This is a genomic window from Alteromonas macleodii (assembly GCF_903772925.1).
GTDB lineage: Bacteria > Pseudomonadota > Gammaproteobacteria > Enterobacterales > Alteromonadaceae > Alteromonas > Alteromonas macleodii_A.
Map to the genome: position 1 here is coordinate 1,966,177 of NZ_LR812090.1, position 21,741 is coordinate 1,987,917.

Consider the following 21,741-nt stretch of genomic DNA (forward strand, 5'->3'; position numbering starts at 1 on the left):
ATGCCACCATTGAACAATTAAACTTACAGGTAGTTTGGCCGCGCCATGATTGCTCGCTTTTTCACGTACGAAGGACACGCCACATTAATTGAAGGCGCTTATCATTTCCCCCTTGTTGCTCTGTCTTTATTAGTCGCTGTTTTCGCTTCATTTATGGCGTTTAACGTTGCAGGGCAAGCAGCTGTCACTCAAGACAAATTAAGACGAAATACTTTATTAATTACCGGTAGCATAGCGCTAGGGGGCGGTATTTGGTCAATGCATTTTCTAGGCATGACCGCCTTTGATTTGTGTTTACCTGTCAATTACGACCCCTTGATAACTGCACTTTCTGCTATTCCTGGTGTGGCTGCTGCTTGGGTAGCTCTGAACCTTTTGATTAAAACCCGTATTAGCGTTACCGAGGTAGTTTTAGGTGGCGTGTTGATGGGAGCTGGGATAGGCACCATGCATTATAGTGGTATGGCCGCAATGGAGATGGCGCCGCTTCTTCGCTATGACCTTAGTGTATTCGCTCTTTCTATCGTCGTTGCTGTTTGTTTGGCAATGCTATCGCTATGGATAAAGTTTGGTATTACTGCCGCGGCTAAAAGCAGAAAAATGCTGGGTAAGCACGCATTACTTGCGAGTATTGTTATGGGGCTGGCCATTGCGGGTATGCACTATACTGGCATGGCTGCGGCAAGATTTGTTTTACCACCTGGTATGGAAACGTCCGGCCAGTCGTCAAATATCGCCGTCTATCTAGCTATTTCTATTGCTATCGTAACACTAGTGCTAATTACCATGGTGTTGGGAATTAGCCTTTTATTTAAATACCGCGATGTGATGTTGCGCGCGATAGAAAGTGAACGAATTCAAAGCGCGATTACTGATACTGCCGTCGACGCTATTCTCACCGTGGATGATAAGGGCATCATCAAAACCGCTAACCCCGCTGTAGAGCAAATTTATGGTTACACGCAGCAAGAAATAGTGGGTATGCACGCTTCCGACATGGTCACCCCTGAAAGACGGCATCTGTATGGCGACGACTTTTTTAGCCAGCGCGTAGTGCCTACTGAACAAATAATTGGTACCGGGAGAGAAGTAGAAGTTCTCAGAAAAGGTGGTGAGCGGATACCAGTGCGCTTAGGCGTAGGCTACACAAAAATAGACGGTAAGCCAGTTTTTGTTTCCTTTGCTTCCGACCTTAGAAAACGTAAAGAAATCGAAGATGCGTTGCGTGAAAGTGAGGCTAAGTTTAGAAGTTTGATTTCGAATATCCCGGGTATGGCCTATCGATGCTTAAATATGCCAGGCTGGCCTATGGTTTTTGTAAGTGACGCTGTGTTTGACATTACTGGTTATTCACCCAGCGATTTCGTATTACCCGATCCAAAACGTTCGTTTACCGACCTTTACCATCCAGACGATATTGAGCGGCTTTCTAATGTTAGTACTGAACACAATGCCTTCTCTTATGAATATCGCATTATAGCTAAATCAGGTGAAGTAAAGTGGGTAACAGAGCATGGCACTCATGTAAAAGACAATGATGGCAATATCCTATATGTCGATGGTTTTATATCAGACATAACCCAAAGGCGGGTTATGGAGGATGAGTTAAAAGCTGCGAAAGACAAAGCTGAACAAGCAGCTGCAGCACGTACTGCATTTCTTGCCAATATGAGTCACGAAATTCGTACACCTATGAACGCGATCATTGGTTTTAGCGACTTGATGTTAGGGGAGTCATTGCGTGAAGAACAGAAATCCCATCTCACCACGATAAACCGTTCAGCCCGTTCACTGCTGCACCTTCTTAACGACATACTGGATAGCGCAAAGTTAGATAAGGGGAAGCTTGACTTAGATTACCGCGACTTTCTTATTCGAGAAGAATTAGATTTGGTTGTTTCTACATTTTGGTTAGAAGCTAAGCGTAAAAAGGTGGGGCTAGTCCTAAATGTGGATTCTTCGGTCGCAACTGGTTACAGAGGTGTGCCAGAGCGCATGCGACAAGTGCTCAATAACCTTATCGGTAATGCCGTTAAATTCACTCATGAAGGTGAAGTGTCGATTAACGTAAGAGGTGACGATAAGTTTGTCTATTTTAGCGTGTCAGATACCGGCATTGGTATGACGCAAGAACAAGTGGATCGCGTTTTCGACCCGTTCTCGCAAGCGGACGCGTCGATGAGCAGAAAATATGGCGGAACTGGCCTGGGAACCACTATTTCTAAACAGCTTGTTGAACTTATGGGCGGAAACATCTGTGTTACCAGTGAAAAAGGCAAAGGAAGCACCTTTACCTTTAGGTTGCCGCTAGAAGCGGTTGAAGTCAGTGACTATACACCTGACACTTTAGAATCGACTTCAACCCAACTTCAATCGACGTTAAATCTATTAGTGGTTGATGATGTACAACAAAATGTAGAGCTTTTGTCATTGCTCCTCACGCGAGCAGGGCATCAGGTAGATACTGCTACTGATGGTGTCCAAGCGTTAGAAAAAATGGAGTTGGCTTCATTTGATGTTGTTCTAATGGACTTGCAAATGCCCAACTTAGACGGATTAGAGGCCGCAAAGCAACGACGTAAATTTGAGCGAGAACACCAGCTACCCCCAACACCTATTATTGCGTTGACTGCAAGTGTTTTAGTGCAGGATAAGCATGCGGCGCAACAAGCCGGCATGGAAGGGTTTGCTAACAAACCTGTGGATTTTGGCTTACTTATGGAAGAAGTGGCGCGGGTGCTGAAACTCGATACTGTTTTTGCCGCCGACACGCCGATAGAAAATGACTCAGAATCAGCGTTTAAAGCCGATAAAGCTACCTTAGATTTGAAGAAAGCGGTTGGTCTGTGGGGAAGCGTTGAGACGATATTGCAAGAAGTGGACAAATTCACTTCAACAAGTAGAGAAAAGGTCGACGAGTTGATGAACGCAGCTATTAGAGAAGACTATAAAGCGGTAGCATCGCTTTCTCATGGCTTAAAAGGAACGTCGGGTAACCTATGTTTAACTACCTTCTTCCGTATCACTAAAGAGATAGAGGCGCAGGCGCTGAAATCAATTATTGATATTGAACAAGTCAATCAGCTCCGCGACGCTCTAGAGAAGATAGAACTGATGCTAAGTGAATCGCCCTTATATGCAGAAAATGCAATCAATGAAAGTATAGACAATGCTTTGCTCCTAAGTCACCTGAAAGCTATTCTCAATAGTGTAGAGCAAAATATGGTGGATGAAGAGGAACTGTCATTTTTAAAAGAAATAGGGTGCTCCAATCATAGTGAGCAAATCGGTCAAATTCTCTTAGATATAGATGACTTTGAGTTTGAATTGGCGCACGAGCACATTTCTTCACTAATACAAGAGTTAAAGTAGCTCAGAGACACGGCATGTTAGAGATTGAAATTGAAAAACCTACTTTATTAGTTGTTGATGATGAGCCTGTAAATTTACGGGTTTTGAAGCAACTTTTAGCATCGGACTACCAGCTTGTTTTTGCAAGAAACGGTGAAGAAGCGCTAAAGCTTACTGAGGCTAGACAGCCAAGTTTAATATTACTCGATGTCATGATGCCTGGGCTTACGGGGTTTGAAGTCTGTCGTCAACTTAAGCAGCAGTCGAGTACCAAGCATATCCCCGTTATCTTTGTCACGGCGTTAAACGATGAGCATGAAGAAACTGAGGGCTTCGAAGCTGGTGCCGTGGATTACATTACTAAACCCATATCACCGGCAATCGTCAAAGCACGGGTGAAAACCCATTTGAGTTTAGTACAGGCTGATGAGCTTTTAGATAGCCGATTACAGGTCGTTCAACGGTTAGGAAGAGCAGCAGAGTACAATGATAATGAGACAGGCATGCATGTTATGCGCATGAGTCATTATGCTAAAGAGTTGGCGTTAGCTTATGGCATGACAGAAAAACAAGCAGAAACCTTGCTACATGCCGCACCTATGCACGACATTGGCAAAATTGGTATTGCTGATAGCATCATGCTTAAGCCTGGTAAGCTTACCGATGAAGAATTTGCCACTATGAAGCAACATCCAGAAATTGGCGCTGAGATCATCGGTGATTGCGGCGATTCTTTACTGCTCAAAGTGGCAAAGTCAGTTTCATTGACCCACCATGAGAAATGGGATGGAACGGGTTACCCGAACGGACTTGCCGGAGAGGATATTCCTATTGAGGGACGCATTTGTGCTATTGCTGATGTGTTTGATGCACTTACCAGTAAACGGCCTTATAAAGACGCATGGAGTATCGACAAAACTGTCGAATTTATGGAGAGCCAGAAAGGGAAGCATTTCGAACCAAAACTGGTCGAATTAATGATAGAAATTATGCCTAAAATACTCGACATAAAAGCCAAGTTTAAAGATGAGGACTAACCGCTAAGTCTTTTCGCTGTTGCTTAATGCGCCGCCTATACGTATAATATGCGCATTAAGTGATGAGAGCGGGCTCCCTCATTAAAGGAAAGTAACGCACTTATCATTAGCAAGCTATCACCTATCGGTGGTTTTACCCATAAGTTTGCAACTGCCTACATTGGCAGGTATGGGTTCAGAATTTTAATAAAAGCCCCGCTAGTCCGGGGCTTTTTGTTGTATTAAAACCTGGAGTCAGCCTCGCTGAGCCGGGTGATGACAGGTGGGCTTTAGGCCCTTTTTTCGTTTTTGGAGGTTTGCATTGGCAAAACTTGAAGAGAAACTAACCGAAATGCTAGAGCCAGGTGTAGAAGCACTGGGCTTTGAACTGGTTGGTATCGAGTTTGTACGAGCGGGGAAGCATTCAATTCTTCGCGTTTTTATTGATCATGAGAACGGTATTACCGTAGATGATTGTGCAGATGTAAGTCATCAGGTTAGCGCAATTTTGGACGTTGAAGATCCAATTAGCACTGAATATAACCTTGAAGTGTCATCACCAGGTATGGACCGACCGCTTTTCAAAGAAAAGCATTATATCGAAGCTGTAGGTGAAGTGGTTCAGGTTCGATTGTCTATGCCAATGGACGACCGACGTAATTTTAAAGGCAAAGTACTTACGTGTGAAAACGGCATTGTAAGTATTGAAGTGGATGGCCAGCAGTTCCAGTTAGCTGTGGCGAATATCGAAAAAGGTAACGTTGTTCCCACGTTCGATTAACGGAACAGCTCTGCTTTCATCGACGAAAGCATAAGAGAGGCGAAAATGAATAAAGAAATTTTGTTAGTGGCGGAAGCCGTTTCAAATGAAAAACAAGTGCCTAGAGAGAAGATTTTTGAAGCGCTAGAGTATGCAATCGCTAGTGCAACCAAAAAGAAAAACGAAGGCGAAATCGAAGTTCGTGTAAGTATCGACAGAACGTCTGGTGACTTTGATACATTCCGTCGCTGGTTGGTTATCCCAGATGATCAAGAGCAAGAAAATCCGTTTGCTGAAATTACGTTTTCTGCGGCGCAAATCGACGAACCAGAGATACAACTTGGCGATTATGTGGAAGAACAGATTGAATCTATCAAATTCGACCGCATAACTACGCAAACCGCTAAGCAAGTCATCGTACAAAAAGTACGCGAAGCTGAGCGTCAGCAAATGATTGCTGAGTACGAAGACAAAGTGGGTGAACTGGTTACGGGTACGGTTAAGAAAGTAAACCGCGACAATATCATTATTGATTTGGGTAATAACGCAGAAGGCGTTATCTACCGCGATGATATGCTTCCTCGTGAGACTTTCCGTCCGGGTGACCGTGTACGTGGTCTTCTTTACGTTATCCGTCCGGAAGCGCGCGGTGCACAGCTATTTATTAGCCGTACTCACCCAGACATGCTAGTTGAACTATTCCGCTTGGAAGTGCCTGAAATTGCAGAAGAGACGCTAGAAATTAAATCTGCGGCTCGCGATCCAGGTTCACGTGCAAAGATTGCCGTTAAAACTAACGACAAGCGCTTAGACCCAGTAGGCGCGTGTGTGGGTATGCGTGGTTCGCGCGTACAAGCTGTATCGGGCGAGCTTGGCGGTGAACGTGTTGATATCGTGCTTTGGGACGAGAACCCAGCGCAATTCGTTATCAATGCAATGGCTCCCGCTGAAGTTGCGTCAATTGTTGTTGACGAAGACAGCAACAGTATGGACGTAGCGGTTGAAGCGGACAACTTAGCTCAGGCAATTGGCCGTAGTGGCCAAAACGTTCGCCTAGCTAGCCAGCTTACAGGCTGGGAACTTAACGTGATGACGGTTGAAGATCTCAACAAGAAGCACGAAGAAGAAAACGCGAAGGTACTTGATCTATTTACTGCTGGTTTGGACATTGACGAAGAGTTTGCGTCTGTCTTGGTAGATGAAGGCTTTACAACACTAGAAGAAGTGGCATACGTGCCAGCAAGCGAGCTTCTAGCGGTTGAAGGGTTAGATGAAGAAATGGTTGAAGAGCTGCGCAACAGAGCGCGTGCTTTCTTAACCACGCGTGCACTAGCGAATGAAGAATCGCTTGAAGGTGCAGAGCCTACAGAAGCCTTATTAAATCTTGAAGGTATGAGTAAACACGTGGCTTATGTGTTGGCCAGCCGCGGTGTTACTGACCTAGAAGAATTAGCAGAACAAGGTACCGATGATATCAGTGATATCGATGAACTAGACGAAGAGAAAGCCGGTGAGTTAATCATGGCGGCTCGTAATATCGTATGGTTCAGTGAAGAAGAGTAAGGTCAACAGGGGGAAAATTACGTAATGGCAGATGTATCTATTGAAAAGCTCGCCAGCGACATTGGTACGACCGTTGACCGATTGGTTGGCCAGTTTAAAGACGCGGGTATCTCTAAGAGTGCCGGCGATCAGGTAAACGAAGACGAGAAACAGAAACTATTGGATCATTTAAGTAAGCAACACGGTAGCGCAGCTGAACCAACGCGCATGACACTTAAGCGTAAGACAACTAGCACATTAAGTGTTGGTAAGTCTAAAGAAGTGAAAGTAGAAGTACGCAAGAAGCGCACATACGTTAAGCGCAGCGACATTGAAGAACAGCAGCGTCAAGCGGAAGAAGAAGCGAAGCGTCTTGAAGAAGAGGCACGTTTGAAGCGCGAAGCAGAAGAGAAAGCAGCTGCTGAAGCGAAGAAAGCCGCTGAAGAAAAAGCGCGTAAAGCAGAAGAAGCTAAAAAAGCTGCTGATGAAGAGCGTGCACGTCGTGCGGAACAAGCTAAGAAAGAAGCTGAAGCCCGTAAAGCAGACGAGCCTGAACTAACTGAAGCTGAAAAAGCAGAAGCAGAAGCAGCGCGTCAGGAAGAAGAGCGTCTTCGCAAAGCACAGGAAGAAGAAGCGCAAAAGAAACTTGAAGAAGACGCGAAGAAGGCGGCTGACGAAGCGCGTAAACTTGCTGAAGAAAACGAGCGTCGCTGGAAAGAAGAAGAAGAACGTCGTAAGAAAGCAGAAGCTGAAGAAGTTCACTTGCACTCTAACCGCTACGCTCAAGAAGCAGAAGACGAAGAAGACATGCAAGTTGAGCGTTCTTCACGTCGTCGTCGCAAGTCTAAGAAAAACGCGGGTGAGCACCTTAAGCAAGGCTTTAACAAGCCAGCAGCGCCAGTAGAGCGCGTTGTTAAGCTTGGTGCAACTATCACAGTTGGTGAGCTGGCAAGTAAGCTTGCTATTAAGTCTAACGAAGTTATCAAAACGATGATGAAGATGGGCGAGATGGCTACCATCAACCAAGTGCTAGACCAAGACACTGCGGTACTAGTTATCGAAGAGATGGGTCACAAGTACGAGCTTGTAAATGACAATGCGCTTGAAGATGAGTTGCTAGCAGACGGCACAGAAGGCGAGAAATCGACACGTGCTCCTGTTGTTACCATCATGGGTCACGTTGACCACGGTAAAACATCACTGCTTGACTACATTCGCCGTGCGAAAGTAGCAGACGGTGAAGCGGGTGGTATTACCCAGCATATCGGTGCTTACAAAGTACAAACAGATAACGGTGAAATCACCTTCCTAGATACCCCTGGACACGCCGCGTTTACTGCAATGCGTGCTCGTGGTGCTACGGCGACGGATATCGTTATTCTTGTTGTTGCTGCAGATGACGGCGTAATGCCGCAAACGAAAGAAGCTGTACAGCACGCCCGTGCTGCGGGTGTACCTCTTATCGTTGCAGTGAACAAAATGGATAAAGAAACAGCTGATCCAGACCGCGTTAAAACTGAGCTATCTCAACTAGAAGTTATCTCAGAAGAGTGGGGCGGTGAGCACCAGTTCTGTAACGTTTCTGCGAAAACGGGTATGGGCGTCGATGAACTTCTTGATGCTATCGTTCTTCAGGCAGAACTACTTGACCTTAAAGCAGTAGCTGAAGGCTCTGGTCGCGGTATTGTTATCGAATCTCGTCTTGATAAAGGCCGTGGTCCGGTAGCGTCAGTACTCGTTCAGGAAGGTCAACTACTTGCTGGTGACATTCTACTTTGTGGTGAAGAGTACGGCCGGGTTCGAGCAATGCGCGACGAAAACGGCAAAGAGATTAAGGTTGCAGGACCTTCAACGCCGGTAGAAGTACTTGGTCTTTCAGGTGTTCCAGTAGCTGGTGAAGATGCCGCAGTTGTTAAAGACGAACGTAAAGCTCGTGAAGTAGCAGCGAAGCGCCATCAGAAGAAACGCGAACTTAAACTTGCTCGTCAGCAAAAAGCGAAACTTGAAAACATGTTTGCGAACATGGAATCAGGTGACGTTAGCGAACTTAACATCGTACTTAAGGCTGACGTACAGGGCTCAGTAGAAGCGATTTCTGAGTCACTGGTTAAGCTTTCTACTTCTGAAGTTAAAGTTAATATTGTAGGTAGTGGTGTAGGTGGAATCACCGAAACTGACGCGACCCTTGCGGCTGCATCAGGCGCTATCGTACTAGGCTTTAACGTTCGTGCCGATGCAACAGCACGTCGCGTACTAGAGGCTGAAGAAATTGACCTACGTTACTACAGCGTTATCTACCACCTAATTGACGAAGTGAAAGCGGCCATGAGCGGTATGCTTGCACCAGAGTTTAAGCAGGAAATCATTGGTCTTGCCGAAGTACGTGACGTATTTAAGTCACCGAAATTGGGCGCAATTGCAGGCTGTATGGTTACAGAAGGTAATGTTAAGCGTAGCAACCCAATCCGTGTACTTCGCGAAAACGTAGTAATTTACGAAGGCGAATTAGAATCACTACGTCGCTTTAAAGACGACGTACAAGAAGTACGTAACGGTATGGAATGTGGTATCGGCGTTAAGAACTATAACGATGTGAAAGTAGGCGACCAAATTGAGGTCTTCGAAATCGTTGAGGTTAAACGCGAAATTTAATTGCCTTAGTTAATTCGGCATGTGAAAAACGGGGGCCGAGTGCTCCCGTTTTTGTCTGTATAAAGTAAACAGATTCAAGCATGCCCTACGTTAAATAAGGAAAGGAGAGTACAATGGCTCGTGAGTTTTCACGTACCGACAGAGTCGCTCAGCAAGTTCATAAAGAAGTAGCGAGCATTCTGCAAAACGAATACAAACACCGTGTAGGCGATATGCCTTTAATTACGGTTTCTGATGTAGATGTATCGCGCGACCTAGCTCACGCGAAAATCTTTGTGACTATTTACAACAGCACTGAAGAAGAAGGCAAAGCCCAAATCAAGCAGCTAGCTGAATACAAAAAGTTTATTCGCAGTATTCTTGCCAAACGTATTCGCATGCGCTCAGTACCTGATCTTCACTTCTTTGAAGACAAATCGATTGTTGAAGGCATGCGCATTTCTAATCTTGTGTCACAGACCATCGCTAAAGATGAGTCGAAGCGCGATGAAGACGATTCACAAGAGCAGGAGTAGATGGCAAGACGTCGTAAGGGCCGTGACATTAACGGCATAGTATTGCTTGATAAACCACTGGGTGGCTCATCAAACCAACTATTACAGAAAGTACGCTGGCTGTATAAGGCGGCCAAAGCGGGCCACACTGGCGCGCTTGACCCGCTAGCTAGCGGTATGCTGCCGCTGTGTTTAGGTGAAGCTACCAAGTTCTCACAGTTTCTTTTGGATGCGGAAAAGACCTACGAGGTTACGGCACAACTTGGCGTGCGCACAACCACGTCTGACGCCGACGGTGAAGTGGTAGAAGAGAAGCCCATTGAAGTCACTGAAGAGCAAGTACGTAAAGCGTGTTTAGCTTTTTTAGGTAAAAGTAAACAGATCCCGTCTATGTTCTCTGCGCTGAAACACCAAGGTAAGCCACTTTATCACTATGCCCGTCAAGGCATAGAGATTGAGCGTGAACCACGTGATATTGAAGTGTATGAACTGGACGTACTGCGAATCGAACTGCCTTATGTCGATATGCGCATCAAGTGCAGTAAAGGTACTTATATTCGCTCTATTGTGGATGACTTAGGTCAGAATCTGGGGTGTGGTGCTTATGTGACCCGCTTACATCGCACCGAAGTTGCTGACTATCCTACCGATAAAATGGTGTCGCTGGATAAGTTAATTGAAATTCAGGAGTCGCTAGAAGACGGTGACTTCAAAGCCCTTGATGACTTGCTTATTCCTATGGATACAGCGGTAAGTCGTCTACCGTTTGTGACAATTAACGACGCCGAAAGAAATCGTTTTGACAATGGCCAATCGGTTAAAGGCATGTGCAGTGAAGCACTTTGTGAAGGGACATCCTACCGGGTCTACCACGGCGTTGATACTAATGGTATTTTCCTTGGCGTTGGGGAAGGGGTGCTTGACCCAAAAGACCAAGGCATACCTAAACAAGAAGTATTTGTTAACCCTAAGCGCCGGGTTGTTTATCCATAAACGTAGCGCCTGTAAATAAAGATGGTTTATGGCTTGCTAAGTGTGTAAACGTCATTATAATACTGCGCTCATTCCGCTTTGCTGAATTAGTGATCGGCGAAGCATAAATTTTAGGAGAATGATATGTCACTAACTAAAGCAGAAACCGCGAAAATCATTGCTGAGTACGGCGTAAAAGAAGGCGACACTGGTTCACCAGAAGTTCAAGTAGCTTTGCTTACTCACAACATCAACAAGCTTCAAGGTCACTTTGCTGATCATAAGAAAGATCACCACTCTCGTCGTGGTCTTCTACGCATGGTTAGCCAACGTCGTAAGCTTCTAGACTACCTTAAAGGCAAGAACGCTGAGCGTTACCTTGACCTAATCAAGCGTCTAGGTCTACGTCGATAAGACTAGTGACTAGTCCTGAAATAGGTTGACACTTATTTCGGTTAAAACGCCCGATGTATTTCATCGGGCGTTTTGTATTTAAGGGCCAGATGTGGCCGCCTACCATTATAGATTGCTACTGACTCTGCAACCATTTTTCTCGCTTCTTCTAAATCTCTTGGCTTATGGAGTAAGTATTCATTTTTAAGGATACCGTTTATCCGTTCTGCAAGGGCGTTTTGATAGCAGTCGTAGCCATCTGTCATTGAGCACTGTACATCATGTTTTCTATGGAGTTTTTGATACTCTTCTGAGCAATACTGTATACCTCTGTCAGAATGATGTACGAGCTTTTCGTTCGTACTTTTTTGTTTAAGCGCTTGAGTAAATGCTTGCTTTACTGACTGCGTTCGCATGTTATCGTCAACCTGATAGCCCACAATCTTCCTTGAGTAAGCATCTGTAATGAGACTCACATAACTCTCTCCACTTCGCGTCGGTAAGTACGTGATATCCGCTACCCATAGCTGATTGGGTTTATCGGCTTTTAACCCCGCTTTAATGAGGTTGGGATGACAGCGGAACCGATGATGACTATTCGTTGTTTTGTGATAGGCACGCTTTGTCGGGACCAGTAGACGCCTTTCTCTTAGTAAATTAAAGAGATGATCCCTACCAATATCTATTTTTACGAGCGCAAGAAGATACTGTAGTTTCCTAGTACCGATACGAGGCTGAATCATTCGCTCCTGACGTACGAATTGAATGACCCTAGCCTCATGCGCTTCGCGCTTGAGTGAGCGAGCGCAGTGTTGGTAGTAAGCCTGACGAGAAATCTTCAGATAACGACAAGCTTTGGCTACGGAAACCCCGTCTATCACTTTTTCCTGGATGACTTTCTTTTGCGCTTTTTTACAACGCTTACTCCATAATCAGTTTCAAGAACATTCACGACGGCTTCAAAGAAATCAGCTTTCATTTTCGTATCAGCAAGCTCTTTCTCCAGAGCTTTAATACGCTGTTCTGGAGTGAGCTCTATTTTGGACTTATCCACGCAGTTACCTCGTTTAAGAAGCTTAGGTGTACCATCCGTCCAATTTAGACGACCATGCTTACGAAGCCAAACTAAAACCGTTGAACACCCCTGAATTCCGTAGTGGTCTTGTGCTTGTTTATATGTGAATTCGCCTTTTTCAACTTGGTCTACAACGGCCAGTTTAAAAGCGAGGGAATAATCGCGTTGCGTTCTTTTGCTATTTGATTTCATTACACTCTCCAAATTAAGTTTGAAAAGTGTCAACGTTATTTAGGATGGGTCATAGGTTTCAAGAAAAGCGCCCATTGGGCGCTTTTTTTTTCATCCGTTTTTTACTTAAGAGATACTCTCCTTCGAACTAGGCTAATCTGCAATTTCAACTTTCCTTTGAATGTTGCTTCTTATCTTCATACATCCTTTCATCGGCAATATGAATAAGTTCTTCTAACGTCTTTCCCTCCGATGGATAACTTGCATGCCCAATACTTACCCCTATGTTGAATGTCCCTTGAGTGGTAGTGATAGGCTGAGTCAGTGTTTTAAATAGCCGCATCGTTATCCGCTGTATGTCGTATTCTTTACTAAGTTCAGTGACGACGACAATAAACTCATCACCACCGACACGCGCAGCAATGTCGTATGAGCGGCATAAAGCTTTTAGTCTTCGTGCAAGCTCTACAAGTACCTCATCACCAAGGGCATGACCATATTCATCGTTGATTGGTTTGAAACGGTTTAGATCGAGATAAAATAGGGTACAAAATTTTGCGTTCCTTTCTAGCCTGGGAAGTTCATTGCGCATATAAGTAGATAGCGCCAATCTATTGGCAAGCCCCGTTAAGGTGTCGCTATTAGCAAGCTTTTTAATTTTTTGCTCGGCTTCTATTTGCTCAGTAATATCAACGTTAATACCGAACATCTTACTACCTTCAACGCGGCCGTATGCTTTGACGTGACGATACTGCTCATTTAAGGTTTTAATTCTATACGTTGCTTCGAAGGAGGATTTTTCTAATACCGCCTTCTCAATTTTTTTCTTTACGCCATCGATATCACTAGTATGGACGGTGTTTTCCCAATCACTAAAAAGGCCACTAAAACGATTTTGGGATATATTGTAAATTTTGTGCATCCACTCGTCCCAAATAAGAAGGTTAGCTCGGATGTCCCATTCCCATACTCCAATACGAGCAGCGTCCGCAGCCATAGACATTCTGCGATTAAGCGTCTTAAGTTCGTACTGGGTTTCACGCCATTTAGTTACATCTTCAGAAAGGGATAAAATAAACTGTGCGTCACCGCAACTATCACCTATGACTATTTTTTTTGTGTGCAAGTAGTGCACTTTGCCGCCAATATTAAGTCTGTATTCATGCGCGTTTTGCTTCTTGGAACTTAACAGTAATTGCTTATCATCACTAACAAACGCCTTAGCTTCTTTTTCTTCAAATATATCAAAATCAGACAGCCCAATTAACGATGCTTTATCAATTCCCAATAGCTCACTTCCCGCATCGTTAACATGCGTAATAGAAAGCGTCTTAGCGTTTTTTACTAGCAGCATATTGGGCAGAGCGTCAAACACGGTTTGCGCAAAGACTTCTTGGTTTTTTACATCCGATAGGTCTTTAATCGTACACATATAAGCGACATGGTTTCCCGGCAACTGTTTAACTTTCAGAGAAAGAGGAAACACTTTGCCATTTTTTCTTATGCCGTCCAACGTAAATGGGGCGCTATGCGCAACGCTGTTATTTGCCCCTTTCTTTAAACTAACAATTAGTGATTCAGTGGTATGTTCAGAAGGACTAATAAGTTCTCTTATATGCACCGACTGCGTGGTAAGGGTTAAGTCACTCAAGCCGAACATGTTTAACGCCACAGGATTTGCAAACTCGACCAAGCCCGAATTATCGAAGGTGATAACGCCATCTTGTACGGTGTTTAATACGGCGTTGTATCGCTCGAGTAATAAAGTTCGTGTGCGAAGTTCAATAAATACCAAGATAGCAAATGCGAATAACATGACCATTAGCATGACTAGATAAACTAGATTCTTGGTTTCAGGCTCTTGCAGTATTTTAGTCTCTGGAAGGGCGTAGACGTGCATAGACAGCATTCCGGTATAGTGCATGCCGGAAATAGCGGACCCCATGATGATTGCTGGTACTATTTGCTTTGTAATGCGAAGCTGCGCTGTAGTCACATATTCATGGGTTTTTAATGCAATGCCGGCCAATCCCACAGCAACCACAATCGAAAGGGAGAAATACCAGCCATCGTAAGCCATTGCGGCGTCCATCTGCATCGCCATCATGCCGATGTAGTGCATACTGCCTATGCCGACCCCCATATAAATACTGCGAAGCCATAGCGCGTTTGCCTTGTAAGGCAACTTACCCATAACAACAATGCTTGCGAGGATCGCAGGGAATACGGATAGCAGAGTAATAAAAGGGTCGTAAGAGACCACAAGCGGAAGTTGATAAGCAAGCATGCCAACAAAGTGCATGGACCAAATTCCAAAGCCCAAAAAGCATGCAGATGCCAGCGACCAATAAGTCCGCTCGTTTTGCATCTCCGTTTGCGCCATCTTAGCGGCAAGCACGAAAGAAATTAGTGATGCTGATATGGCAATAAGAACGGAAACCAGTACGAAAAATACATCGTAGGTAGCTAGAATTTCAGTATTAGGCGGAAAATCTGCTACTGAAAAAAAATGATAATGTCCGTGTTTCAAGGCGTAATAAAGCTAAATTAGATACTAGTATTAAATGTAGTAGTTCCACCTATTTACGCAACTCTACTTTCTCTGCTGTCTTGGTTGATGAACGAACGGCGTTTTGCATCGTCTTTAATTCTTGAGCTGTTAAGTTTCGCCATTGACCTGGTTTTAGTGACCCGAGTTCTAAATGCATAATACGTGTGCGTTTAAGTTTAGTCACCTCATAGCCTAAGAATTCACACATTCTACGTATTTGGCGATTAAGCCCCTGGGTAAGAATAATAGTAAACTTGTTTTTGCCGGTCGGTTTAACAACACATGGCTTTGTCACTGTACCTAAGATGGGCACGCCGCGCGCCATACGCTTCACAAACCGTTCACTAATAGGCTGGTTAACCGTTACTTCATACTCTTTGTCGTGCGCATTTTCAGCGCGCAATATTTTATTTACGATATCACCATCGCTGGTGAGTATGATGAGCCCTTCAGAAGGCTTATCAAGCCTACCTACGGGAAATATACGTGCTTTATGACTGATAGCGTCAATAATATTGCCTTTAACATGGCGCTCGGTAGTACAGGTTATGCCTATAGGTTTGTTGTATACAATATAGACCCTATCTGATTTGTCCTTCGCTACCGCACCTACCACCTTGCCATCAACTTTAACAATATCGCCGGCACCAATTTTAGTGCCAAGTTCTGGTGGTTTGTTATTTACCGTTACGCGCTTTTGCTCAATGAGTTTATCCGCTTCTCGGCGTGAACATAGGCCTGTGTCACTAATATATTTATTTAAACGTTTAGGCGCTTGGTCACTCATTGCGCAGTATGTCCTATCTTATTTCGTCGAAGGCGGTAATGGTATCACGACAAAAAAGAAAGGGGCGATTAACCCCTTTCTTTTTTCTGTATTTATCTGGCGTAGCCCTATATTGCTGTTCGTTTTGAAAACAACAAGCCAGCCGGTGGTAGATAATTTAACTGCCAGCAGGTGAGGGAGGTGAACCCGCACCACCACTCGCACTGCCACTTGATACTACTTTTGTGGCGATGTCGCGGATCTCGTTTTCTAAACTGGTAATGCGTCCAGATAACGTTGTGTTGCGCTGCTCCAATACTGATAGTTTATCGGTAAGATTACGCACACGTTGCTGGGCGCTTTGTTTATCGCTTGTGGCTTGTTCTAGTTGAACATTTACAGCAAGTAGTTCATCGGCTAGTGATGCCAATTGATTTTTAACAGAACCAATTGCAGCAGCTTGGCTTTTTACGTCGTCAGAAACGGCGCTGACATTTTTATTCAATGCAGTTTGAACATTGCCAACACGATCACCAAGGTCAGCGATTTCTTTTTGATTACGACGCCATGCCGAAGCCCAAAGTTTGTCCATTTGCTCCCAAAGTTCATTGGTTTTATTAGACAACTCAGTAACTTTGACTTGTAAAGCAACCGTAGATTCACCAATTTCCTCGCCTGTCGCAGAAAGCTTGCTTTCTAGCTGCATAATGCGCTTTTCAGCTTGCTCAGCCACAGCCTTTTGTTGCTCAAGCATAGTGTACAAGTAGTAACAACCACCACACGCCGCTAAGGCGATCAAGGCAACTAAAACAACCCAGACTCCGTTTCCGCTACCACTATTTGAAGGCTGACGGTTGGCTGAAGGGGAAGGTGAAGGCGTGGTCGCCTTTGTTGGGGCCGCTTGCCTCTTAGTCTGATAATCTCGACGGTCTTCTTCATCCAATCTAATGGTTGGAAACTCATCGTTTTTCGAATTATTTGCCATAGTAAATTAATAATCTCTTTATGTAGCGCTCTCTATCTGACGTTAAAACGTTTTATCTAAACGAGAGCCCATTATTCTTTGCGCGCAGTTTCATGTTATCGCTAAATCGAAGGAAATTCTATGGCTTATGTAGAATGCTAACTTTCCATAAGCCAAAGAAGCTGGAATTTGTATAACGCCAGCATTTTTCAATGGCATAAACCTGATTAGTTTTTATCGCCAATCCATTCGACGCGATAAAGGTCGCGGCGTCGGTCCAGGTAATTTCGCACCGAGCCCTCATTTTGCAGCTTAGTGAGTTTGTCGAGGTCTAAATCAACGATAAGCGTCATCTCTGTATTTGGTGTCGTTTCAGACACAATAGCATCGTGAGGAAACGCGAAATCACTGGGTGAAAACACCGCGGTTTGACCATACTGAATATCCACGTTATCAACCTTAGGCAGATTACCGACGCTACCAGCAATAGCTACATAACATTCATTTTCGATAGCCCTTGCTTGTGCACAGCGGCGAACGCGTAAATAACCATTTTTCGTGTCTGTCCAAAACGGCACAAATAAAATCTGCATCTCTTGGTCGGAAAGAATGCGCGCCAGTTCTGGAAATTCCACGTCGTAACAAATTAGCACGCCGATTTTCCCGAAATCGGTATCAAAAGTCTTAAGACTATTTCCGCCCTTCATAATCCAGTCCTCTTTCTCGTGAGGTGTTGGATGAAGTTTATATTGGCTTTCAATCGTTCCGTCTCGCTTGCATATGTAGCTTACGTTATACAGCTGTTCCTCTTCTACGACAGGCATTGAACCCGCGATAATTGTAATATTGTACGAAACAGCTAAATGAGATACGGCAGTTAAAATTTCATCGGTATAAGTGGCCAAATGCCAAATAGCGTCAATTGATGAATCCGATGGGCTAAGACCCATAAGCGGCGCATTGAAAAATTCTGGGAATAAGGCCACATCGCATGAGTAGTCAGATAGCGCGTCAACGAAGTACTCAACTTGCTGAAGCAGTTCTTCTACATTGTTGAAATAGCGCATTTGCCACTGAATGCATCCTATGCGCGCACTCGATTTTCTGCTGGCGATTAACGAAGGCGTGCCCGGTTCGTAGTAAATGTTATGCCATTGAAGTAATGTGGCATAACCCTTTGATGCTTCATCTTCTGGGAGGTATGCGGTCATTACTTGCTTTACTTCAAAGCCGTTTGATAGTTGAAACGTTAAAATCGGGTCGTAAATATCCTTTAGTTTTACTTGCTCGATGTACTCATAAGGCGACAATTCATTCGCATAGTTTCTATAATTGGGTATGCGACCCCCAGCCATAATTGATTTTAAATTTAAGTTTCTACACAACTCTTTTCGCGCTTCGTATAACCGTCTACCTAAACGAAGACCGCGATACTCTGGGCAAACAATAACTTCTACGCCGTAAAGCACATCACCATTTGGATCGTGAGTCGTAAGATAGGCATCGCCGGTTATTTCATCGTAACTATGCTTATCACCAAACTGGTCGTAATCAACAATGACTGAAATGGCGAAGGCAACCACTTTGCCTTTATCTTCAATACATATTTGTCCTTCAGGAAACGTGGTGACTTGTGCTTTGTAGTTAGAGTAAGGCCAGGCGCCGCCAACGTTTGCGTATACCTTGTCCATCAAACCTTTTACATCGTTATAGTCGTCCAGTCTTAAGTTTCTTAAGTCTAGATGGTGTTCCGTTTCTTCTATTTGTGTCTGGTCTTGACTCATGGGTTACTCTTTTTGCTAATGCTTTTGATAAATACTTCTGATACGTACAGTGTTTATGTTTCTACTTAAACGCCTTGTAATGGTTTTTTCAACTGTTAAATGTAGTCCTCGTGTTCTTACCGTAAAGGCGAAGAGAACAAGTAAAAAGGGGCTTGGTTTCAAGCAACACCATTAAAAATACATACCTTGGCTTACTAATTAATCTTATTTGTTAAAATTTCTCTTTAGTGATTGTTTTAGTTTCTGTCTAGCGGAGCTTGCTCACGCACTGATTAAAGACTAATTAAAGAATAGTTCGCAAGAAACTAGCAAGAAACGTGCGAATTCTTTAGCCGTCAAAGCGATAAATAATTTTTCTTTTAACGATAAAAAAATAGCGCGAAAAATGTGTGGTCATGCAATTGCCACAAAGCTCAACGCCGCGTATAAGTTCGCTACTTTTTTTGCGTCCACAGCTTTCTAATAACTACACAATTAGTTAACTACCTATAGGTAAAAATAGTTTGATGAATAGAGAACAACTTGCGTCGTATCAGCCTCTACATGTTTTCGATGAAGCCATATTTGAAAACATCGTAGATGACTTAGTCACTTCAGGCTTTTCTATTCAGGAGAATGGTTTACCCGATTTCATTACACAAGCACTGTTAACCTGTCAGCGTTCAATCTCCGAAGCTGAATATAAAAAAGCGGGTATTGGTCGCGCAGAGAATTATCAGAAAGCTGAAAAAGTGAGAGGGGACGAGATTTGCTGGATTACCGGTTCATCTGAGGAAGGCGCCCTGTGGTTGTCTTGGTGTGAAGCCATGAAGCAGTATATAAACCGTTCGCTTTTTATGGGGCTCTTTTCTTTTGAGAGTCATTTTGCTTGCTATGAACCAGGTAAATTTTACAAGCGCCATGTAGATGCGTTTAAAGGTCAGGGCAACAGGGTACTATCGCTTGTTGCCTATCTCAACGATAGCTGGGAAGAGGCAGATGGCGGAGAATTAGTGCTGTATTTTGATGAAAATGATCAAATAGGAACAAAAGTCTTACCGGCAAAAGGAACATTTGTAGTATTTCTTAGCGAAGCTTTTCCCCACGAAGTTTTGCCTTCGGTAAGAACGCGCCATTCTGTTGCAGGATGGTTTAGAGTAAACGGTACTGTTAATGACAGTATCGACCCTCCGCGCTAGTATCCAAAAACTCATACTTATGTATAATATGAATTTGCTATATATCTGTTGTGATAAAACCGTACTTGAAATTCGAGTAGTCCGTGAAGCTTAGTGGTAAGTAAACAGGCTTTGTATTTGATGGTTACCTCACAACGATAGCATAGTGTTGTCCACAATAGGCCGTCTTGACGCTATTGTGTCGCTTAGGGAAAAGATGTAAGAAGTGATTGGTTAATGCTGGAAAAAATACCTGCCCCCACCCCAAGAGAAGAGCTGCATGTGCTGGTTATCGATAACCAGGGGCTAGTTCACGATGTTGTTGCTTCAGCATTACACGAAATAGGGATTAAAAACGTTAGTAGTGCATTCAACGCGTTCCATGCCAAGAGATTATGCGAGGCAAGGCAGTATGACTTTGTATTACTAGCGTTTAACGTAAGTCACGATAAAGATGGCTTTCATCTTTTTGAAGAACTTAAGCACCTCAACCACATTAACGATACCACAACGGTCATTTTCCTTAGTGCCGAAACATCACCTGAACTTGTTAACTGTATTGTAGAACTGCAGCCGGATGATTTCTGGGTTAAACCGTTACAGCGCAATAAGATCGAAGCGCGCTTAGAATACCTAATACAAGTTCGCTTGAAACTGCATAAAATGCTGCATTGCATGCATGCTGGCGACTATTCAACGGCGATGTATTATGCTGAGCGACAACTAAAAGATCCCTCGCTTTCAGAGTACCACACCAGAATAAAACGCCTTATTGGTGATTGTCTTCTGCAGTTACGGGACTATGAAACGGCAGAAAATTACTTTAGAACGCTACTACAGAGTATGGACCATGCCTGGGTTCATATTGGTCTCACGCGTTCCTTATTGCGACAAGATGAACTAGAAGAAGCACAGTTACTGGTTGATGATCTACTCCAGCGGCCCGATACTCGGTTTTTAACCTTCGATTTGCTCGCACAATACTTCATTGAAAAAGAGCAGTTTGATATTGCTTACGAGCAAATGAAAGAGGCAAGCCGGCTTGCGCCCCGTAATATCGAGCGAAACAAGCGCTTGTGGGACCTAGCCAGGCTCAATCATGATAAAGCTGGCCAGCTTTCTGCCGTGCAGAATATGGCAAAGTTTGCTAAAAATTCTATTCATGACTCCCCTCAACTTACGCTCAATGTTATTCGCTCTACCATTGATTTGGCTACAAGCTTAGGAAACGCTGAAGGTGACAAGTACCTTAAACGCGCCGAAAGTGAGCTTGAAGAGCTTAGGCAGCAGAAAGGCATGCAGAGTCAGCTTGCTGAGCAAATGGATGTGGTTAAATCCCGAGTACTATGTCTTAGAGACGAGAAACGTGAGGCTGAAAAGTTAATGAAGGATCGCTCAGCGTCTACTGATGGACTGTCAATGGAAGATAGTTTAGATAAGATGAAAGCCTTCCATGAGTTAGGCATGCGTGAACACTGTGTCAGCATTTTAGATAAACTGAGAAAGCAGATAGAAGGTGATACTTTTACCTCACAAGTGGTTAATGAGTATTTGAATCAAGAGTCTATTGAGCGTACGGAAATTCAGTTTACTACTAAAGAGCTTAAGCAGATGGCGGCTGTAAATTACAAAGAAAATCGCCTTATTCCCGCTTATAACAATTTAAGACAGGCCTTGACCTTGTCACCCAAAGACAAACAGATCGCGTTAAGCTTGCTTAAAGTCATTACTCAAATGCATCTAGATAGTGGACTAAGTGAAGAACAAATGCATTCGGCGCAGCGTGCTGCCAAATTGCTTTGTTCTGAAGAGTTATCGGCGACCCAAGCGGAAAAAAGAGATCAGTATATCGCGCGAATTGGCATTGAAGTGGATGATACTAATGCGGCCGATTTAGTCGGCGTGGTTGTCGCTAAAGCGTAGTTTGGAATGTTGTCCTTTCTAAAGCTTGCGAAGCTATTATAAAGGGCTAGATAAAAGTTTAAACGCCGCTAATCATGTACACACAACGGCAAAATGAAAATCTAAAAAAAAGCTGCCTTGAATTTCAAGGCAGCTTTTTTAATTCAAGAAGGATTTAATCCTTTCTTCTG

Annotated in this window: 15 protein-coding genes; 10 read left to right on the top strand and 5 right to left on the bottom strand. The window is 43.9% G+C overall.

Going from position 1 to position 21,741, the window contains the following annotated elements:
• The first annotated feature begins 45 nt into the window (after window positions 1–45).
• The 8 genes from PCAR9_RS08510 to rpsO all read left to right on the top strand — a co-directional run bounded on the left by PCAR9_RS08510 (window position 46) and on the right by rpsO (window position 11,201).
• Complete coding sequence (locus PCAR9_RS08510) at window positions 46–3,372, top strand: MHYT domain-containing protein (RefSeq protein ID WP_179983222.1); 3,327 nt, start codon at window positions 46–48, stop codon at window positions 3,370–3,372.
• 14 nt (window positions 3,373–3,386) lie between these two features.
• On the top strand, window positions 3,387–4,388 hold the full coding sequence (locus PCAR9_RS08515) for a response regulator (RefSeq protein ID WP_179983223.1): 1,002 nt from the start codon (window positions 3,387–3,389) through the stop codon (window positions 4,386–4,388).
• 301 nt (window positions 4,389–4,689) lie between these two features.
• On the top strand, window positions 4,690–5,148 hold the full coding sequence (gene rimP, locus PCAR9_RS08520) for a ribosome maturation factor RimP (RefSeq protein ID WP_179983224.1): 459 nt from the start codon (window positions 4,690–4,692) through the stop codon (window positions 5,146–5,148).
• A 45-nt stretch (window positions 5,149–5,193) separates the two neighbouring features.
• Entirely contained in the window at window positions 5,194–6,690 is a 1,497-nt protein-coding gene (nusA, locus tag PCAR9_RS08525) for a transcription termination factor NusA (protein WP_179983225.1), read from the top strand.
• Between the two features lie 24 nt (window positions 6,691–6,714).
• Window positions 6,715–9,321: a translation initiation factor IF-2 gene (infB, locus tag PCAR9_RS08530; protein WP_179983226.1), complete on the top strand. Its 2,607-nt coding sequence runs from the start codon at window positions 6,715–6,717 to the stop codon at window positions 9,319–9,321.
• A 113-nt stretch (window positions 9,322–9,434) separates the two neighbouring features.
• Window positions 9,435–9,836 (top strand): 30S ribosome-binding factor RbfA, encoded by a 402-nt coding sequence (gene rbfA / locus PCAR9_RS08535; protein WP_118495169.1) that lies wholly within the window; start codon window positions 9,435–9,437, stop codon window positions 9,834–9,836.
• The gene (truB, locus tag PCAR9_RS08540; protein ID WP_179983227.1) at window positions 9,837–10,808 is read left to right on the top strand and encodes a tRNA pseudouridine(55) synthase TruB; all 972 of its coding nucleotides are present in this window, start codon (window positions 9,837–9,839) and stop codon (window positions 10,806–10,808) included.
• Window positions 10,809–10,931: 123 nt separating this feature from the next.
• Window positions 10,932–11,201 (top strand): 30S ribosomal protein S15, encoded by a 270-nt coding sequence (rpsO, locus tag PCAR9_RS08545; RefSeq protein ID WP_012518257.1) that lies wholly within the window; start codon window positions 10,932–10,934, stop codon window positions 11,199–11,201.
• Window positions 11,202–11,242: 41 nt separating this feature from the next.
• Here the strand turns inward: rpsO and PCAR9_RS08550 are convergent.
• From PCAR9_RS08550 to PCAR9_RS08570, 5 genes are all read right to left on the bottom strand, one after another.
• Window positions 11,243–12,447 (bottom strand): IS3 family transposase gene (locus PCAR9_RS08550; RefSeq protein ID WP_179982363.1). Its coding sequence is split into 2 segments (ribosomal slippage): window positions 11,243–12,075 and window positions 12,075–12,447, totalling 1,206 coding nucleotides; the frame shifts between segments, so codons are not numbered across the junction.
• A gap of 145 nt (window positions 12,448–12,592) precedes the next feature.
• Window positions 12,593–14,956 (bottom strand): diguanylate cyclase domain-containing protein, encoded by a 2,364-nt coding sequence (locus tag PCAR9_RS08555; protein WP_232091162.1) that lies wholly within the window; start codon window positions 14,954–14,956, stop codon window positions 12,593–12,595.
• 49 nt (window positions 14,957–15,005) lie between these two features.
• Window positions 15,006–15,764 (bottom strand): 23S rRNA pseudouridine(2604) synthase RluF, encoded by a 759-nt coding sequence (gene rluF, locus PCAR9_RS08560; protein WP_179983228.1) that lies wholly within the window; start codon window positions 15,762–15,764, stop codon window positions 15,006–15,008.
• A gap of 157 nt (window positions 15,765–15,921) precedes the next feature.
• Window positions 15,922–16,728 (bottom strand): AAA family ATPase, encoded by an 807-nt coding sequence (locus tag PCAR9_RS08565; RefSeq protein WP_179983229.1) that lies wholly within the window; start codon window positions 16,726–16,728, stop codon window positions 15,922–15,924.
• Between the two features lie 206 nt (window positions 16,729–16,934).
• The gene (locus PCAR9_RS08570; RefSeq protein WP_118495164.1) at window positions 16,935–18,491 is read right to left on the bottom strand and encodes a carbon-nitrogen hydrolase family protein; all 1,557 of its coding nucleotides are present in this window, start codon (window positions 18,489–18,491) and stop codon (window positions 16,935–16,937) included.
• A 506-nt stretch (window positions 18,492–18,997) separates the two neighbouring features.
• On the opposite strand from PCAR9_RS08570, the gene PCAR9_RS08575 reads away from it, so the two are divergent.
• Together PCAR9_RS08575 and PCAR9_RS08580 are read left to right on the top strand one after the other, a co-directional pair.
• The gene (locus tag PCAR9_RS08575) at window positions 18,998–19,669 is read left to right on the top strand and encodes a 2OG-Fe(II) oxygenase (RefSeq protein ID WP_179983230.1); all 672 of its coding nucleotides are present in this window, start codon (window positions 18,998–19,000) and stop codon (window positions 19,667–19,669) included.
• 216 nt (window positions 19,670–19,885) lie between these two features.
• Entirely contained in the window at window positions 19,886–21,571 is a 1,686-nt protein-coding gene (locus tag PCAR9_RS08580; RefSeq protein WP_179983231.1) for a response regulator, read from the top strand.
• Window positions 21,572–21,741 lie beyond the last annotated feature (170 nt).

Coding starts and splice junctions, on each gene's coding strand:
- PCAR9_RS08510 (WP_179983222.1), top strand. CDS start 46: ATGATTGCTCGCTTTTTCACGTACGAAGGACACGCCACATTAATTGAA.
- PCAR9_RS08515 (WP_179983223.1), top strand. CDS start 3,387: ATGTTAGAGATTGAAATTGAAAAACCTACTTTATTAGTTGTTGATGAT.
- nusA (WP_179983225.1), top strand. CDS start 5,194: ATGAATAAAGAAATTTTGTTAGTGGCGGAAGCCGTTTCAAATGAAAAA.
- infB (WP_179983226.1), top strand. CDS start 6,715: ATGGCAGATGTATCTATTGAAAAGCTCGCCAGCGACATTGGTACGACC.
- rbfA (WP_118495169.1), top strand. CDS start 9,435: ATGGCTCGTGAGTTTTCACGTACCGACAGAGTCGCTCAGCAAGTTCAT.
- truB (WP_179983227.1), top strand. CDS start 9,837: ATGGCAAGACGTCGTAAGGGCCGTGACATTAACGGCATAGTATTGCTT.
- rpsO (WP_012518257.1), top strand. CDS start 10,932: ATGTCACTAACTAAAGCAGAAACCGCGAAAATCATTGCTGAGTACGGC.
- rluF (WP_179983228.1), bottom strand. CDS start 15,764: ATGAGTGACCAAGCGCCTAAACGTTTAAATAAATATATTAGTGACACA.
- PCAR9_RS08565 (WP_179983229.1), bottom strand. CDS start 16,728: ATGGCAAATAATTCGAAAAACGATGAGTTTCCAACCATTAGATTGGAT.
- PCAR9_RS08570 (WP_118495164.1), bottom strand. CDS start 18,491: ATGAGTCAAGACCAGACACAAATAGAAGAAACGGAACACCATCTAGAC.
- PCAR9_RS08575 (WP_179983230.1), top strand. CDS start 18,998: ATGAATAGAGAACAACTTGCGTCGTATCAGCCTCTACATGTTTTCGAT.
- PCAR9_RS08580 (WP_179983231.1), top strand. CDS start 19,886: ATGCTGGAAAAAATACCTGCCCCCACCCCAAGAGAAGAGCTGCATGTG.